At 72.6% G+C, this 16,273-nt stretch carries 16 protein-coding genes; 8 read left to right on the forward strand and 8 right to left on the reverse strand.

The features are described 5' to 3' along the window. Positions 1–738, forward strand: a complete 738-nt coding sequence (locus JNO54_RS06000) for a PIG-L deacetylase family protein (protein WP_204143076.1) — start codon at positions 1–3, stop codon at positions 736–738. On the opposite strand, the gene pdxT is transcribed toward JNO54_RS06000, so the two are convergent. Together pdxT and pdxS are read right to left on the reverse strand one after the other, a co-directional pair. Then, on the reverse strand, positions 645–1,334 hold the full coding sequence (gene pdxT / locus JNO54_RS06005; RefSeq protein ID WP_307818076.1) for a pyridoxal 5'-phosphate synthase glutaminase subunit PdxT: 690 nt from the start codon (positions 1,332–1,334) through the stop codon (positions 645–647). The two genes, JNO54_RS06000 and pdxT, sit on opposite strands and share 94 nt — an antisense overlap. Further along, positions 1,331–2,275, reverse strand: coding sequence for a pyridoxal 5'-phosphate synthase lyase subunit PdxS (pdxS, locus tag JNO54_RS06010; RefSeq protein ID WP_204143077.1), 945 nt, complete (start codon positions 2,273–2,275; stop codon positions 1,331–1,333). Before pdxS ends, pdxT begins: the two co-directional genes overlap by 4 nt. Positions 2,276–2,355: 80 nt before the next feature. Between pdxS and pdxR the strand changes: the two genes are divergently transcribed. Next, positions 2,356–3,894 (forward strand): MocR-like pyridoxine biosynthesis transcription factor PdxR, encoded by a 1,539-nt coding sequence (pdxR, locus tag JNO54_RS06015; RefSeq protein ID WP_307818077.1) that lies wholly within the window; start codon positions 2,356–2,358, stop codon positions 3,892–3,894. Here pdxR and JNO54_RS06020 read toward each other — a convergent pair. Next, on the reverse strand, positions 3,827–5,317 hold the full coding sequence (locus JNO54_RS06020) for an aminopeptidase P family protein (RefSeq protein ID WP_204143078.1): 1,491 nt from the start codon (positions 5,315–5,317) through the stop codon (positions 3,827–3,829). The two genes, pdxR and JNO54_RS06020, sit on opposite strands and share 68 nt — an antisense overlap. Before the next feature lie 227 nt (positions 5,318–5,544). On the opposite strand from JNO54_RS06020, the gene JNO54_RS06025 reads away from it, so the two are divergent. Continuing rightward, positions 5,545–6,492, forward strand: coding sequence for a type IV toxin-antitoxin system AbiEi family antitoxin domain-containing protein (locus tag JNO54_RS06025; RefSeq protein WP_204143079.1), 948 nt, complete (start codon positions 5,545–5,547; stop codon positions 6,490–6,492). Here JNO54_RS06025 and JNO54_RS06030 read toward each other — a convergent pair. Together JNO54_RS06030 and JNO54_RS06035 are read right to left on the reverse strand one after the other, a co-directional pair. Then, complete coding sequence (locus tag JNO54_RS06030; RefSeq protein ID WP_204143080.1) at positions 6,454–7,914, reverse strand: O-antigen ligase family protein; 1,461 nt, start codon at positions 7,912–7,914, stop codon at positions 6,454–6,456. The two genes, JNO54_RS06025 and JNO54_RS06030, sit on opposite strands and share 39 nt — an antisense overlap. 39 nt (positions 7,915–7,953) lie before the next feature. After that, on the reverse strand, positions 7,954–9,006 hold the full coding sequence (locus tag JNO54_RS06035; RefSeq protein WP_204143081.1) for a MaoC family dehydratase: 1,053 nt from the start codon (positions 9,004–9,006) through the stop codon (positions 7,954–7,956). A 260-nt stretch (positions 9,007–9,266) separates the two neighbouring features. Between JNO54_RS06035 and purU the strand changes: the two genes are divergently transcribed. The 4 genes from purU (at position 9,267) to JNO54_RS06055 (ending at position 12,974) form a co-directional block, all read left to right on the forward strand. Next, on the forward strand, positions 9,267–10,127 hold the full coding sequence (purU, locus tag JNO54_RS06040) for a formyltetrahydrofolate deformylase (protein WP_204143082.1): 861 nt from the start codon (positions 9,267–9,269) through the stop codon (positions 10,125–10,127). A 17-nt stretch (positions 10,128–10,144) separates the two neighbouring features. Then, positions 10,145–10,987, forward strand: a complete 843-nt coding sequence (locus JNO54_RS06045) for a PHP domain-containing protein (RefSeq protein WP_204143083.1) — start codon at positions 10,145–10,147, stop codon at positions 10,985–10,987. A 72-nt stretch (positions 10,988–11,059) separates the two neighbouring features. Then, a complete protein-coding gene (locus tag JNO54_RS06050; protein ID WP_204143084.1) occupies positions 11,060–11,833 on the forward strand; it encodes a ParA family protein in 774 nt (257 codons plus the stop codon). Positions 11,834–11,891: 58 nt separating this feature from the next. Beyond that, positions 11,892–12,974, forward strand: coding sequence for an NAD(P)-dependent alcohol dehydrogenase (locus JNO54_RS06055; protein WP_204143085.1), 1,083 nt, complete (start codon positions 11,892–11,894; stop codon positions 12,972–12,974). 112 nt (positions 12,975–13,086) lie between these two features. Here JNO54_RS06055 and JNO54_RS06060 read toward each other — a convergent pair whose 3' ends face one another. Next, positions 13,087–14,655, reverse strand: coding sequence for a DEAD/DEAH box helicase (locus tag JNO54_RS06060; protein WP_204143086.1), 1,569 nt, complete (start codon positions 14,653–14,655; stop codon positions 13,087–13,089). Between the two features lie 195 nt (positions 14,656–14,850). Here JNO54_RS06060 and JNO54_RS06065 point away from each other — a divergent pair, with 195 nt between their 5' ends. Next, positions 14,851–15,552: a ferritin-like fold-containing protein gene (locus tag JNO54_RS06065; RefSeq protein ID WP_204143087.1), complete on the forward strand. Its 702-nt coding sequence runs from the start codon at positions 14,851–14,853 to the stop codon at positions 15,550–15,552. 71 nt (positions 15,553–15,623) lie between these two features. Here the strand turns inward: JNO54_RS06065 and JNO54_RS06070 are convergent, their stop codons facing one another. Beyond that, on the reverse strand, positions 15,624–15,893 hold the full coding sequence (locus JNO54_RS06070) for a GlsB/YeaQ/YmgE family stress response membrane protein (protein WP_204143088.1): 270 nt from the start codon (positions 15,891–15,893) through the stop codon (positions 15,624–15,626). 129 nt (positions 15,894–16,022) lie between these two features. Next, the gene (locus JNO54_RS06075) at positions 16,023–16,241 is read right to left on the reverse strand and encodes a DUF3107 domain-containing protein (protein ID WP_204143089.1); all 219 of its coding nucleotides are present in this window, start codon (positions 16,239–16,241) and stop codon (positions 16,023–16,025) included. Positions 16,242–16,273: the final 32 nt, after the last annotated feature.

The following is a 16,273-nucleotide window of genomic DNA, read 5'->3' on the forward strand; positions in this document are numbered from 1 at the left end:
ATGAGCGAGCACGCACTGCAGCCCCTGGACGAGTCCCGCTTCGAGTCGGTGCTGTGCGTCGTCGCGCACCCCGACGACATCGAGTACGGCACCTCCGCCGCGGTCGCGCGGTGGACCGAGGCGGGCAAGTCCGTCAGCTACTTCCTCCTCACCCGTGGCGAAGCCGGCATCGACGGCATGGACCCGGTCGACGCCGCTCCCGCGCGGGCCGACGAGGAGCGCGCCAGCGCCGCGGTCGTCGGTGTTGACCGCGTCGAGTTCGGCGACTGGTCGGACGGCACCATCGAGTACGGCCTCGCCCTGCGCCGCGACATCGCCGCGGCGATCCGGCGTCACCGGCCCGACCTCGTGACCACCCTGACGCGGCACGAGACCTTCGCCGGGGGAGGGCTCAACCAGGCCGACCACCGCGCCGTCGGGCTGGCGACGATGGACGCCTGCGCCGACGCCGGCAACCGGTGGATCCACCCCGAGCTTGCCGCGGACGGGCTCGAGCCGTGGCACGTCGGGACGCTCGCCTTCTCGGCATCGCCGGTCTCGGACAGCTATGTCGACGTCACCGGCTACCTCGACGCGGCGGTCGAGTCGCTCGAGGAGCACCGGCTCTACAACGACGCCCTGCCCGACGACTTCCCGAAGCCACCTCAGCTGCTCGAGGGGATCCTCGGCGGGGGCGCCAAGGCGGTCGGTGACCCGGCCGTCACCCACGCGCTGCTGCTCGAGGTCCACGAGCGCTGACCCTCGATCGCTGCGAGGAGGGCGTGGTGGGCGGTCGTATCGCCCGTGAGCTCCGGGTGGAGGGAGAGCCCGATGACCGACCCCTGGCGCACGCCGACGACACGATCGACGCCCGCGACGGACATCGTCGCCACGACCTCCACCCCTTCGCCCCAGGCCGTGACCTCCGGGGCGCGGATCGCCGCGGCCCGCAACCGGTCTGGGCCACCCGGCGATCCTGACCACCGTGCCCAGGTCTCGACCGAGTCGACCTGACGCCCGAAGGCGTTGCGCCGCACGGTGACGTCGAGGACACCGAGGCTGCGCTGGCCGGGGGACGGGTTCGCGATGCGGGTCGCGAGCAGGACGAGACCGGCGCACGTCCCGAGCGCCGGGAGCCCGCCGACGAGCGCGTCGGTGAGCGGCTGCCGCAGCCCGGCGACGTCGAGCAGCCGGTCGAGCACCGACGACTCGCCGCCCGGGACGACGAGGGCGTCGACCCGCGCGAGCTCGTGCGGCCGGCGCACCGTCGTCGCCCGCACGCCGAGCCCCTCGAGCATCCGGAGGTGCTCGGTGACACCGCCCTGGAGCGCGAGGACGCCGACGAGCGGGCTCACCAGCCGCGCTCGGCCAGCCGGTGCGGCGCCGGCAGGTCACTGACGCTGATCCCGACCATCGCCGCGCCGAGCCCGCGGGAGGCGGCGGTGACCGCGTCGATGTCGTCGAAGAACGTCGTCGCCCGCACGATCGCCTCGGCCCGGGCGGCCGGGTTGCCGGAGAGGAAGATCCCGGACCCGACGAAGACCCCTTCGGCCCCCATCTGCCGCAGCATCGCCGCGTCCGCGGGGGTCGCGACGCCGCCGGCGGTGAACATCACGACGGGGAGCGTGCCCGTCGCCGCGACCTCGGTGACGAGGTCGAGCGGGGCCTGGAGGTCCTTCGCCCGCGCGTAGAGAGCCTCGGGAGAGGTCGCGTGGAGCGCCTGGAGCTCGGCGATCTCGGTGCGGATCGTGCGGATGTGCCGCACCGCCTCGGAGACGTCGCCGGTGCCGGCCTCGCCCTTGCTGCGGATCATCGCGGCGCCCTCGGAGATCCGCCGGAGGGCCTCGCCGAGGTTCGTCGCGCCGCAGACGAAGGGGACGTCGAAGGCGTGCTTGTCGATGTGGTGGACGAAGTCGGCGGGGGAGAGGACCTCGGACTCGTCGATGTAGTCGACGCCGAGGTGCTGCAGGATCTGCGCCTCGACGGTGTGGCCGATACGTGCCTTGGCCATGACCGGGATCGAGACGGCGTCGACGATGCCCTGGATGAGGTCGGGGTCGGACATGCGGGCGACGCCGCCCTGGGCGCGGATGTCGGCGGGGACGCGCTCGAGCGCCATGACGGCGACGGCGCCGGCGTCCTCGGCGATGCGGGCCTGCTCGGCGGTGACGACGTCCATGATGACGCCGCCCTTGAGCATCTCGGCGAGGCCGCGCTTGACGAGGCGGGTGCCGGGGAGGGCGACGTCGACGGGCTGGTCGGTGCCGGTGGGACGAAGGGGGGTGTGCGTGGTCATGCGGGCCAGCGTCCTCGCACCGTGGTCCAGTCGGAAGATCCAGAATCGCGCAGGTGGAGTGGACCACCTAGCCTGACGGGGTGCGCCACCCTCACGACATCGATCTGCCCCTGGTCCTCGACCGCGGCTCGTCGGTCTCGCTCGTCGTGCAGGTCGCGGACGGGCTGCGCCGGGCGATCGAGACCGGGGTGCTGCGTCCGGGTGACGCCGTGCCGTCCACGCGGACGCTCGCGTCCCGGCTCGGGGTGTCCCGGGGGAGCGTCGTCGCCGCCTTCGACCAGCTGCACGGCGAGGGCTGGCTCGTCGCGGACCACGGGGCGACCCGGGTCGACCCGGCGCTGGCCCCCTTGCGTCCGGCAGGTACGCGACAGGGAGAGGACCTTGCCGGACACCAGGAGGGGCCCACCGCGCAACGTCCGGCAGGTGCGCGACAGGGTGGCGGGCCGGCCGGACGCACGATCATCGACCTGCGTCCCGGGCAGCCCGACGTCACGGGCCTCGTCGACCCGACGTGGCGGGCGGCGTGGCGGGAGGCGGCCCGGCACCCCGGGGGCCGTCACGGACCGGCCGGCTCGGTCCCCCTTCGGGCCGCGCTCGCCGATCACGTCCGCGTCGCGCGCGGGGCCGCGGTCGCTCCCGACGAGATCGTCGTCACCGCCGGTGCCCGAGAGGGACTCCAGCTCGTGCTCACGACGCTTGGGCTCGCGGCGGGCAGGCCGCTCGTCGTCGCGGTGGAGGACCCCGGGTACCCGGCCCTGCGTCGGGTCGTCGCAGCGCTCGGCCATGCCGTCGTGGCGGTCCCGGTCGACGTCGACGGCCTGCGCGTCGACCTCCTGGGCGAGGGGACCGACGTGGTCCTCGTGACGCCCGGGCACCAGTACCCCCTCGGCGGGGCGATGCCGGTGGCGCGGCGACTGGCCCTGCTGGCCTGGGCACGCGCGCACGGTGCGGTGGTCGTCGAGGACGACTACGACGGCGAGCTGCGCTTCACCGGCGAGCCGGTGCCGGCGCTCGTCGCGCTTGACCGCGCGCCGGGTGACGAGCGGGTCGTCGTCACCCTCGGCTCCTTCGCGAAGGTCCTCGCGCCCGGGCTCGGGCTGGGTCACCTGGTCCTGCCGGATCCTCTGCGGGACAAGGTGATCGCGCTCCGGTCCGATCTCGGGAGCCCGGTGGCCGGGGTCGTCCAGGACGCCCTCGCCAGGTATCTCGAGACCGGAGCCCTGCGGCGCCGCACGGGGCGGATGCGCCGGCGCTACCGGGCACGACGCGACCTCGCGGTGGAGGTGCTCACCGACCTGCCGGGCGTGCGGCTCCGGCCGACCGACGGGGGGCTGCACGCGGTCGTCGAGCTCGTCGACGCCGGTCCTGCCGGCGAGCGCGAGGCCGTGGACCAGGCCGGCGCCGCAGGGGTCCTCGTCGCCGGCATGGCGGACTACTGGGCCGGCACGGCCCCTCGTCCCGAGAGCCCGGTCGACCTGCCACGGCACGGTCTCGTCGTCGGTCTGGGCACCCCGTCGCTCGAGGAGGGGCTCACCCGCCTCCGCGGCGTGCTCAGCGGGACTGGACCTCGCGGATCCACGCCTCGACCTCGTCGGCCGAGTGCGGCCAGTCGCCGGTGAGGTTGCGGCAGCCGTCCTCGGTGACGACGACGTCGTCCTCGATGCGCACGCCGATGCCGCGGAAGCGTTCCGGCGCCTTGAGGTCGTCGGCCTTGAAGTACAGCCCCGGCTCGACGGTCAGCACCATCCCGGGCCGGAGCTCGGCGTCCATGTACTCCGCGCGGGTCGCGAGCGCGCAGTCGTGGACGTCCAGGCCGAGGTGGTGGCTCGTGCCGTGGACCATCCAACGACGGTGGTACTGGCCGTGCTCGGCGTCGAGGGTGTCCTCGACCGAGACGCCCTCGGGGAGCAGGCCCCACCCGTGCAGCTTCTCCGCGATGACCCGGATCGAGGCGGCGTGGATGTCGGAGAACTTCGCGCCCGGCCGGATCGCCGCGAAGCCGGCCTGCTGCGCCTCGTAGACCGCGTCATAGATCTCGCGCTGCGCATCGGTGAAGGTGCCGCTGATCGGCAGCGTCCGCGTCACGTCGGCGGTGAAGAGGCTGTCGACCTCGACCCCGGCGTCGAGGAGGAGCAGCTCGTCGGGCGCGATGTCGCCGGTGTTCTTGATCCAGTGCAGCGTGTTGGCGTGGTCGCCGGCCGCGCAGATCGAGTCGTAGCCGACGCCGTTGCCCTGGTGGCGTGCGTGCAGCCCGAAGACACCCTCGACCCAGCGCTCGCCGCGGCCACGCTCGACGACCGTCGGCAGCTCGGCGATGACCGCGTCGAAGCCGACGCGCGTCGCGTCGACCGCCTGCTGCATCTGCTCGATCTCCCAGTCGTCCTTGACGATCCGCATGTGCGAGACGTGGTGGGCGAGCACGTCGTCGCGCTCGGCGAGGGACTCGATGGCGGCGCCGTTGTTGGCCCGGATCTCGTCGACGCGGGCGGTGAGCGCCGCCTCGGCGTCGCGGATCATCCGCACGGCGACCTCGCCGGCGTCCTTGCCGACCGCGTCGTTGAAGCCGTCGACGTGCGCGCCGGTCAGCCCGAGCTCGGACTCGACGTCCTCGATCGTCGGGCGGGCCCCGACCCAGAACTCGCCGTAGCGGCTGTCGCCGAAGAACTCCTCGGTGTCCCGGCCGGCCAACGGACGGAAGTAGAGCACCGACTCGTGGCCACCCCCTTCGCGCGGCTCCATGACGAGCACGGCGTCCGGCTCACGGTCGGCGCCGAGCCCGGTGAGGTAGGCGAAGGCGGTGTGCGGGCGGAAGACGTAGTCGCTGTCGTTGCTGCGGACCTTGAGCCCGCCGGCCGGGATGACGAGGCGGTCGCCCTCGAAGGCCGCCGACAGCGCCTCGCGACGCTCCGCCGCCCGCCGGGCCGCCTCGGTCAGCCCGGGCGTCTCGGTCGACCGGGGCGCCCAGTCCTCCGCGACGAAGGCGCGGAACTCATCGGTCGTCGGACGGGCACGGTTCTCGGGCTTGGTCTGCTCTTCGCTCACCCGGCCATGGTGTCACGGCGGACGCGGACACCCCTTCGTCCGGGCGGTGGACGAAGGGGTGGCCACCCCCGTCGCCCGGGCGGCCGGGTACCCCCGTCGTGGCCGGGAAGCCTCCGCATGGCCGGGACGCGTCCCGGCCACCCCCGGACTTCCTGGCCCAGCCTGACGACACCGGGCCTGTGGATGACGCGAGCAGCGGGACGCGGGACTCCGCCACGATCGGGGCGATGAACACACGACTGGAAGCCCTCCTCGTCGCCCAGGGTGGGGTGTGCACGGCAGCGCAGACGCGGAGCTGCGAGATCTCGGAGGCCGACCTCGCGGCCGCGGTACGAAGGGGTGAGCTCGTGCGGGTGCGCCGCGACGCCTTCGTGGCGGGGAGCCGCTGGTCGGTCGCGACGCCGGAGGGCCGCCTGGCACTGCGGGCCAAGGCGGTCATGCTCGGACGGCCACGATCGGTGGCCTCGCACCAGAGCGCGCTGGCTCTGCACCAGCTGCCGTTGTGGTCGGTGGAGCTCGATCGGGTCGACCTCATGATCGAGACACCCCGGGTCCGCCGGCGCGGGGGCCTGCGACTCCATCCGCGTCAGGGGACGCCCACCGCCCGAGCCCAGGGCATGCCCGCGCTCCCGGTCGCCACCGCCGTCGTCCAGGTCGCGCTCGAACGTGGGGTCGTGGCCGGCCTGGTACCGCTCGACGCAGCGCTTCGCGCAGACCGGTGCAGCCTCGAGGACGTCGCTGCCTCGCTCGCGACGGTGGCGAGCACGCCCCTTCGCCGGCGGTGCGGGGAGCAGCTGCTCCGCCTGGCGGACCCGGCGTGCGAGTCGGTGGGCGAGACCCGCACCCGGCTCCTCCTGCACGACATGGGCCTGCCCTATGAGACGCAGGTCGAGGTGATGGACCAGGCGGGCCGGTTCGTGGGGCGCGTGGACTTCGTCGTGCTGGGCAAGGTCGTCGTCGAGTTCGACGGGCTGGTGAAGTACGAAGGCATCGAGGGACGGGCAGCGCTCGCGGCGGAGAAGCGGCGCGAGGACGCCCTGCGCGGCCTCGGCTACGGGGTGGCGCGGCTGGTGTGGTCGGACCTGGACGACCCACGCCGGGTCGCGGAGCTCATCGCGATCGCGCTGGCGGCGGCCTCACGGCCGGGGAATGGTGCCCGGGCCGGGAAACCATGACGTGGCCGGGTCATTTCCCGGCCCGGGCTGGTCTGGCCGGTCCTGGGCGGGTTGACCGGGCGAGCGGGCGGAATCGGGTGGGGTCGAGGACGGCGGCGTGGAGTCGGGTTGTGCGAGGACGCACCGGGCGAAGGGGGTCCGCGCGGCGGCCTGTCCGAGGAAGTGGGCCATCGGGGCAGGCGTGCCGGCGTGCTGGAGGACCGCTGCCGCGACGAGCCACCAGAGCAAGGACCCGGGGTAGTCGCGCAGGAGCAGCAGGTCGAAGGCCATCCCCGGGACGGTGAGGACCAGCGCCAGGGCCGCGGGGGAGAGGGCGTCGTCGCGGCGCCAGACCACGGCGCACGCGGCCAGGACGGCGAGGATGAGTGCGCCCAGCAGTGCGGCGCCGACGAGACCCAGCTCGCCGACCACCCCGAGGTACAGCGAGTGCGGGTGCCAGAGCAGGACCCCCTCCGACGTCTCGCGGGTCACGGGCACCTGCCCGCCGGGTGGGCTCGTCTCGAGGGCAAGCCACGGCCAGAGCCCGCCGAAGCCCTCGCCGACGAGCAGCTGCGGCGGCGGGGAGACAAGGTGCCCGAGGGCGGCGCGGTGGGTGGCCGAGCGGGCACCGTCGGCCAGGGTCAGGCCGGGGCGCAGGTGCAGGGCGGTGGCGACGAGCACCCCCGCGACTGCGAGCCCCGCGCCCACGGCGAGCCAGCGGCGCTGCGGCTGCGTCCGCCCGACCCGTACGGCGACGGCCAGGCACAGCACGGAGGCGGCGACCACGCCGTACCGTGACGCACCGCCGGCGAGCAACGCCAGGGCCACGAGGACGAGCAGGCCCCGCAGCACCTGAGCCAGAGGCACCCCGCCTCGGACCATCGCGCTGACGAGCACCGCGAGGGCGAGGAGCAGCGGCACGTGGGCGGTCGACGCGGCCCCGATCGGCAGGGTGACCCGGCCGATCCCGTCGGTGAGTGCCAGGGCGTGGAAACCGCTGGCGGCGACCACCGCCACGGCACCGTCATGGATGAGCCGGAACCACGCGGTCTCGCCGTCGGTCGCCAGGGCGGGCAGCAGCCCCAGGGCCGCCGTCGAGCCGGCCAGCGTGAGCGTCACGAGCGCGAAGGGCGCCGGCGCTCCCGCCCACAGCACGCTCACCGCTGCCCAGCCCAGGAGGAGCACGCCAGATGCGACGACGACCGTGATGAGCAGATCCGGGTGCGACGAGGGCCGCGACCGCCAGGTGCCGGCGACACGGCCGGCTCCGAGGCCGAGCGCCCCCGCGATGACGATCGCCTGCCACAGGTAGCCGGCCGGGCCAGGTGAGGTCCACGCGGCCTCCGGGCCGATCGAGACCAGCCCGAGGGCGGCGACGACCGCCCACCCGGCAGGGTGGTGACGTCCGACGAGAGCCCGGAGCTCCCCCTTCGTCCCGGTCACATCAGCCAGTCTCGCACCCGGGCCGTCCGGCCCGACCGCTCAGCGGCGGGGGAGCAGGACCGTGTAGTCGAGGTCGAGGACGACCTGCGGGAGGTACCTGCCGTCCTCACCCTTGTACGGGAAGTCCCCGCACGGCAGGTCCTTGGTCGCGACCGTGCGCAGGCGCAGCGCGCCGACGTCGCTGCGGCCGGGGAGCTCGATCCGCTCGATCACCTCGGACCAGGCGTAGACGGTGTCGCCGGCGAAGGTCGGGTTGGCGTGCGCGCCCGCGTTGATCGCGGCGATCATCTGCCCGTTGGCCAGCCCGTTGAAGGACAGCGCGCGGGCCAGGCTGATGACGTGGCCGCCGTAGATGAGGCGGCGTCCGATCTTGGCCTGCGACTGCGCGTGCTGGTTGAAGTGGACCTTCGCGGTGTTCTGGTAGAGGCGCGTGGCCAGCATGTGGTCCGACTCCTCGATGGTCATGCCGTCGACGTGGTCGATGCGCTCCCCGACCTCGTAGTCGTCCCAGAGGTAGGGGGAGCCGGCGAGCTCCGTGTCGTACGCACCGGTGAGCTCGAAGGGGACCTGCAGGTCCTCGGCCGCGACGGCGCCGGGGAGGTCGGGGATGACCGTCTCGGGGGCCGGCGCATCGGCGTCCTTCTTGTTGACCATGACCCATCGGACGTAGTCGAGGACCGTCTCGCCGTCCTGGTTGGTCCCGACCGAGCGGACGTAGACGACGCCGGTGCGACCGTTGGAGTTCTCCTTGAGCCCGATGACCTCGGAGGTCGTCGTCACCGTGTCACCGGGGTAGAGCGGGACGCCGAAGCGGCCGCCCGCGTAGCCGAGGTTGGCGACGGCGTTGAGCGAGATGTCCGGGACGGTCTTGCCGAAGACGAGGTGGAAGGCGAGCAGGCTGTCGACCGGCATCCGCTCGAAGCCGATCGACTGCGCGAAGGTCGCCGCGCTCGTCGCCGCGAAGCGTGAGCCGTAGAGCCCGGTGTAGAGCGCGATGTCGCCCTCGGTCACGGTGCGCGGGGTCGCGTGCCGGATCTGCTGACCGACGGAGAAGTCCTCGAAGTAGTTGCCGGGGACCGTCTTGGTGGACATGCGCGACCTCTCGTGTGGTGGGCGGGGCAGGCCGAAGGGGCCCAGTCGCTCGCCATCCTCGCACCCGCGCCGCGTCGGCCGGTCGGGTTCGTGAGGCGTCTCTCAGCGGTCGTGGTCGCCGGGTCTGGCACCAGGGGCGGAAGCCCGACTCCACCCACCTCCTCTCACCGGGGTGGTGCCCGAAAGGTTGAGACGCACGCGTCGATGCTCCCCACGGCGGGCGACAATGGGGTCGCACCCGACCAAGGAGACCCCGGATCGTGACCAGCCAGCCGCTCGACGTCGTCCTCTCGCTCGCCTGCGCGGACCGGCCGGGACTCGTCGCGGCCGTGTCGACCTTCGTCGCGGGGCGCGGGGGCAACATCACCGAGAGCCAGCAGTACGGCGACACAATGACCGGTGACTTCTTCATGCGGGTCGCCTTTGCCGACGAAGGGGGAGCCGGGCTGGACGCGCTACGGTCCGGTTTCGAGCCGGTCGCGGCGCAGCACGGGATGACCTGGCAGATGCGCGACGCCCGGCAGCCGCTGCGCACGCTCATCATGGTGAGCCGCTTCGGGCACTGCCTCAACGACCTCCTGTTCCGTCAGAGCACCGGCGCGCTGAACATCGAGATCCCGGCGATCGTGAGCAACCACCGGGACTTCGAGGCGCTCGCGTCGACCTACGGCATCCCCTTCCACCACCTGCCGGTGACCGAGACGACGAAGCCCCACGCCGAGGCACGGCTGCTCGAGCTCGTCGACGAGCACGACATCGACCTCGTCGTGCTCGCCCGCTACATGCAGATCCTCAGCGACCAGCTCGCGACCCGGATGGCCGGGCAGGTCATCAACATCCACCACTCCTTCCTGCCGAGCTTCAAGGGGGCCAAGCCGTACCACCAGGCGCACGCGCGGGGGGTCAAGCTCATCGGGGCGACGGCGCACTTCGTGACGCCCGAGCTCGACGAGGGGCCGATCATCGAGCAGGACGTGACGCGGGTCGACCACCGCAGCGCCCCGGACGCGCTCGTCACGGCCGGGCGCGACGTCGAGGCCCGGGTGCTCGCGCGCGCGGTGGGCTGGCACGCCGAGTCGCGGGTGCTGCTCCACGGCGACCGCACCGTCGTCTTCAGCTGAGCCCTAGGGTTGCGCCCATGATCGACCTGCACACGCACAGCCTCGTGAGCGACGGCACGGACACCCCGGCCGAGCTCGTCGCGGCGGCGGCGCGGGCCGGTCTGACCACGGTCGCGATCACCGACCACGACACCGCCGACGGCTGGGCCGAGGCGGCCCAGGCGGCCCAGGAGCTCGGCATCGCCCTGGTCCGCGGTGCCGAGCTCTCCACCCTGCACGACGGACGCAGCGTCCACCTCCTCGCCTACCTCCACGACCCCGAGCACGAGGAGCTCCAGAGTCTCCTCGCCCGCGTCGTCGACGACCGCCTGCCGCGGCTGCGGACGATGGTCGAGCTCATGATCGAGGACGGCGTCGACATCACCTGGGAGTCGGTCGCCGAGATCGCCGAGGTCGGCACGACCCCCGGACGCCCCCACATCGCCGACGCGCTCGTCGCCCGCGGTGTCGTCGGCCACCGCAACGAGGCCTTCGAGCGCTGGCTGCACAACGGGAGTCGCTACTACGTCAAGCACTTCAGCCTCGAGACCGGGCAGGCGATCCGGCTCGTCCGGGAGGCCGGCGGAGTGCCGGTCGTCGCCCACCCCTTCGCCACGAAACGTGGCCCCCTGACCGCCGACGCGGTGCGCGATCTCGCCGACGCGGGCCTGCTCGGCATCGAGGTCGACCACCGCGACCACGACGACGACGCCCGCGCGCTCGCCGCGAGCCTGGCCACCGAGCTCGACCTCATCCCCACGGGAAGCAGCGACTACCACGGCACCGGCAAGCTCAACCTGCTCGGCGAGAACACCACGGCCCCCGAGTCGCTCGCCCGTATCGAGGCCGCCGCCACGAGCAAGATCACAGTCCTGCGGTAAGCGAGCCGCCGCGCACCTGGGACAATGGACCTGCGCGACCGCACCCACCCCTGACACCCGGAGGCCCCGACCGTGCCACGCAAGAAGAAGGCCGCGATCATCGCCGTCGCCAACCAGAAGGGTGGCGTCGCCAAGACGACCTCCGTGGCCTCGCTCGCTGCCGCCTTCGCCGAGCACGGCAAGCGCGTCCTGCTCGTCGACCTCGACCCGCAGGCCAGCCTGACCTTCAGCCTCGGCATCGACCCCGACGTCGTCGAGCTGTCGACGTACGAGGTCGTCCTCGGCCAGGCCGAGATCGCCGACGCGATCGTCGAGGCGTCCGAGAACATCGACATCCTCCCCGCCTCCATCGACCTCGCCGGGGCCGAGGCCCAGCTGCTGACCCGCCCGGGCCGCGAGTTCATCCTCCAGTCGTGCATCGACGAGGTCCGCGAGGACTACGACGTCGTCCTCCTCGACTGCAGCCCGAGCCTCGGCGTGCTCACCCTCGCCGCGCTCACCGCCGCGACCGGCCTCATCATCCCGATGCAGGCCGAGATGCTCAGCCACCGTGGCGTCGGCCAGCTCCTCGACACCGTCCGCGACGTCCGCCGCCTGCTCAACAAGAAGCTCAAGGTCATCGGCATCCTCCCGACGATGTACGACGGCCGCTCCAACCACGCCCGCGAGGTCCTCGCCGACCTCGGCGACCGCTACGGCCTGCCGGTGCTCAGCCCGCCGATCCCGCGGACCGTCCGCTTCGCCGAGGCCCCCGCCATCGGCCGCTCGATCCTCGACACGGCCCGCTCCAGCAAGGGCGCCCAGGCCTACCGCGAGGTCGCGGAGTCCCTCCTCCCGCAGCTCTGAGACGAAGGGGGGGCCCGCCCACCTCGGCGGTCCCCACCGGCCGTGCCACGATGGCGGCATGACCCAGAACGATGGCACCCACCCCTTCGCGACCGCGGCCCTGGCGACCCCGGCGGCCGGCGCCCCCTTCGAGGCGGTCCGCCTGCCCCGGCGCGCCCTGCGCGACGACGACGTCCTCATCGACATCGCCTACGCGGGCATCTGCCACTCCGACATCCACACCGTCCGTGACGAGTGGGGCCCGGCGCACTACCCGATGACGCCCGGGCACGAGATCGCCGGCACCGTCGCGGCGGTCGGCAGCGCGGTCACCCGGCACAAGGTCGGCGACCGCGTCGGCGTCGGCTGCCTCGTCGACTCGTGCGGCGAGTGCGCGCAGTGCAAGGACGGCTTCGAGCAGTTCTGCGAGAAGCCCTCGGTCGGCACGTACAACTCGCCGGACTACTTCGGCGAGGTCACCCAGGGTGGCTACGCGCAGCAGATCGTCGTCAGCGAGCGGATGGTCCTGCGCATCCCCGAGGGCATCGACCTCGACGTCGCCGCGCCCCTCCTCTGCGCCGGCATCACGACGTACTCCCCGCTCAAGCGCTGGGGCGCCGGCCCCGGTCGCACGGTCGGCGTCGTCGGCGTCGGCGGGCTCGGCCACATGGCGGTCAAGCTGGCCGCGGCGATGGGCGCCGAGGTGACGACGATCAGCCGCTCCGACGCCAAGGCCGAGGACGCCAAGGCCCTCGGCGCCACGCGGCACCTCGCGACGAGCGAGGAGGGGGCGCTCAAGGCGGCCCGCAGCAGCTTCGACCTCATCATCAACACGGTGAGCGCCGACCTCGACATGAAGCAGTACGTGCGGCTGCTCCGCCCCCACGGGGCGCTCATCAACGTCGGCCTCCCGCCCGGCGACCTCGCCGTCGCCCCCGGCTCGCTGATCATCGGCAACAAGGTCATCGGCGGGTCCAACATCGGCGGCATCCCCGAGACCCAGGAGATGCTCGACTTCTGCGCCGAGCACGGCATCGGTGCGACGATCGAGACGATCGACGCGAGCGACCCGAAGGCCGTCGACGAGGCGTACGACCGGGTCGTCGACGGGGACGTCCGCTATCGCGTGGTGATCGACACCGCGACGATCACCCCCGCGTGAGGGGCCGCCTCCCCTTTATCGGATAACCCGATAATGAGACTCGAACCCGGGAACCGTTCCCGGGTTCGAGTCACATTCTCGGATAACCCGATAAAGGTCGAAGGGGGTGAGCTCAGCCCTCGGTCGAGGTCGCCTGGCCGGTCTGGCCACCGGTCGTCCGGCGCCGGTTGCGCCGCCGGCGCGGGCGGTCGCCACCCTCGCGGGAGCCGCCCTCGGAGCCGCGGGCCGACCCACCCTCGCGACGAGGTCCCCCGTCGCCCCGGCCGCCGTCACGACCACCGGAGCGGCCACGACCGCCGTCGCCCTGCGGGCGACGCCCACCGGACTTGCCGGTCTCGCCGAGGTCCTCGATAACCTCCGCGTCGAGGCCCTCGCGGGTGCGCTGCGAGCGGGGGAGGCGACCCTTGGCGCCCTCGGGGATGTCGAGGTCGCTGAAGAGGTGCGGGGAGGCGGAGTAGGTCTCGACCGGCTCGGGGATGCCGAGGTCGAGCTGGCGGTTGATGACCGCCCACTTCGTCATGTCGTCCCAGTCGACGAGGGTGACCGCTATGCCGGTGTTGCCTGCGCGGCCGGTGCGGCCGATGCGGTGGACGTAGGTCTTCTCGTCGTCGGGGCACTGGTAGTTGACGACGTGCGTGACGTTGTTGACGTCGATGCCGCGGGCGGCGACGTCGGTCGCGACGAGGATGTCGACCTTGCCGTTGCGGAAGGCGCGCAGCGCCTGCTCGCGAGCGCCCTGGCCGAGGTCGCCGTGGATCGACGCGGCCGCGAAGCCCCGCTCGGTGAGGTCGTCAGCGACCTTGGCGGCGGTGCGCTTGGTGCGGCTGAAGATGATCGTCAGGCCGCGGTCCTTGGCCTGCAGCACGCGCGAGAGCAGCTCGACCTTGTCCATCGCGTGCGCCCGGTAGACGAACTGCTCGATCGCCTTGACGGTCTGGCGGTCCTCGCCGTCCTCCGTCATCGCACGGATGTGGGTCGGCTGGTTCATGTAGCGGCGGGCCAGGGCGACGATCGCGCCCGGCATCGTCGCGGAGAAGAGCATCGTGTGACGGCCCGCGGGGGTCATCGCCATGATCTTCTCGACGTCCGGGAGGAAGCCGAGGTCGAGCATCTCGTCGGCCTCGTCGAGGACGACCGTGCGCGCGTTGCTCAGGTTGAGGTGGCCCTGCTGGGCGAGGTCGATGAGGCGGCCCGGGGTGCCGACGACGACGTGGACGCCCTTGCGCAGCGCCTCGATCTGGGGCTCGTAGGCCCGGCCGCCGTAGACCGTGAGGACCTTGACGCCGCGGCGCTTGCCGGCCCGCTCGAGGTCGGCGGCGACCTGGACGGCGAGCTCGCGGGTCGGGGCGACAGCGAGGGCCTGCGGGCGGGGGTCGTCGGTGTCGACGTCGACCCGGTTGAGGATCGGGACGCCGAAGCCGAGCGTCTTGCCGGTGCCCGTCTTGGCCTGGCCGATGATGTCGTGGCCGCCGAGGGCGACCGGCAGCGTCATCGCCTGGATCGGGAAGGGGTGGATGATGCCGGCGTCGGCGAGGCTGGCGACGATGTCGGGGTGGACGTCGAAGTCGGCGAAGGTCGGCTGCGGGGCCTCGGGGGCGGTCGCCTCGGGCGCGACCTCGGCCGCGTCGGCGGCGGGCTCGACGGGCTCGGGCGTGGTCGTGGGCTCGGTCGTGTCAGTCATGCGTGTGCGGACATCTCTCGATCAGTGGCGACGCGTCATGGGTCGCCGTCAGGGGCGGGCCGATCGGAGGTCTGCGGGGCGGCCTCGTGGTGGGCTGCCTGTCGGGTCCGTCGCGGACCGGGCTGAAGATGTGTGCCGACCGGGCACCGTGGTCCCCTCCATGCTACCCGCCAGGGGCGTCTACGCTGGCGACCCATGAGCGAGCAGTCGTCGTCAGGGGTCGGGCAGCAGCTGGGCGAGCGGGAGCGCGAAGGGGTGATCGACCTCCTCGGCGCGATCGCGTACGGCATGATCTCGGGCTTCACCCGCCTCGCGGCGGACAGCGAGCTGGCGCGTGACCTGCGGCTCAAGACCGCTGTGGCGGGCATGGCGGTCGGGGAGTTCCAGAGCTACGAGCTGCTCGTCGGGCACATCCGCGAGCTCGGCGCCGACCCGGTCGAGGCGATGTCCCCCTTCGTCGAGGCCTTCGACTCCTACCACCGGCGCACGGCGCCGCACGGCCTGCTCGAGGGGCTTGTCAAGGCCTACATCGGGGACGGGATCGCCTACGACTTCTACCGCGAGATCTCGCGGTTCGTCGACCCGGAGTCGCAGGAGATCATCGCGCAGGCGGCTGCCGACAAGGGACGCACCGACGTCATCGTCGACGCCGTCCGCGGCGAGATCCGGGCCAACCGGCACCTCGCCGGACCGCTCGCGCTGTGGGGCCGCCGGCTCATGGGGGAGGCGCTCACCCAGGGCCAGGTCGTCGCGACCGAGCGGGACGCCCTCGTCGACCTCATCCTCGGTACGAGCCACTCGCGCCCGGGCGCCGACGTCGGTGAGATGAGCGCGATCATGCAGCGCCTCACCGACGCCCACCAGCAGCGGATGGCCCGGCTCGGCCTCGCCGCCTGAGGCGGATCCCCCTTCGCACAGACGAAGGCCCCCGGCACGATGCCGGGGGCCTTCGCTGATGCTGCGGTGGGTCAGACCTGCTTGCGGCCGGTCGCCATGCCGTAGCCGACGATGAGCGCCGCGGCGACGGCGATGCCCGCGAGGAACGGGATGATCTCGAAGCCACCGTTCTCGTTGTCGTAGCCGAGCTGATAGACGAGCCAGGACCCGACGAGCGAGCCCAGGATGCCGAGGATGATCGTCACGAGGATCGAGATCGACTGCTTGCCCGGCAGGACGAGGCGAGCCAGGGCACCGATGATCAGCCCGCCGATGATGGCGCCGATGATGGTGGAGATCACGAGGAGTTCCTTTCAGTTCCCGACCGGGGCCGGGGGGATGTGGCGACCGGTTACCCGGCCATTGCCTGAAAGGCTAAGGGACCGCTAGCGCATTCCCCGGGATGCTGTCCAGGGCAATCTGAAAAAATCTCAGGCGCCGAAACCGACCCGACCCCGCGAGGGCTCGCCGAGGTCGATGTAGCCGAGGGCTCCGGCGGGGACGATGACGCGCCGGCCCTTCTCGTCGCGCAGGTCGAGGGACTCGCCCTTGAGAGCAGCCTCGACGGCGGCCTCGATCTCGCTGTCGCTGCCCGATGCGTCGATGACGATCTCTCGGGCGACGTTCTGGACTCCGATCTTGACCTCCACGGTCAGGCCTTCCTGTCGATGTGCGGTGACGG

Source organism: Janibacter endophyticus (genome assembly GCF_016888335.1).
GTDB classification, from domain to species: Bacteria; Actinomycetota; Actinomycetes; order Actinomycetales; family Dermatophilaceae; genus Marihabitans; species Marihabitans endophyticum.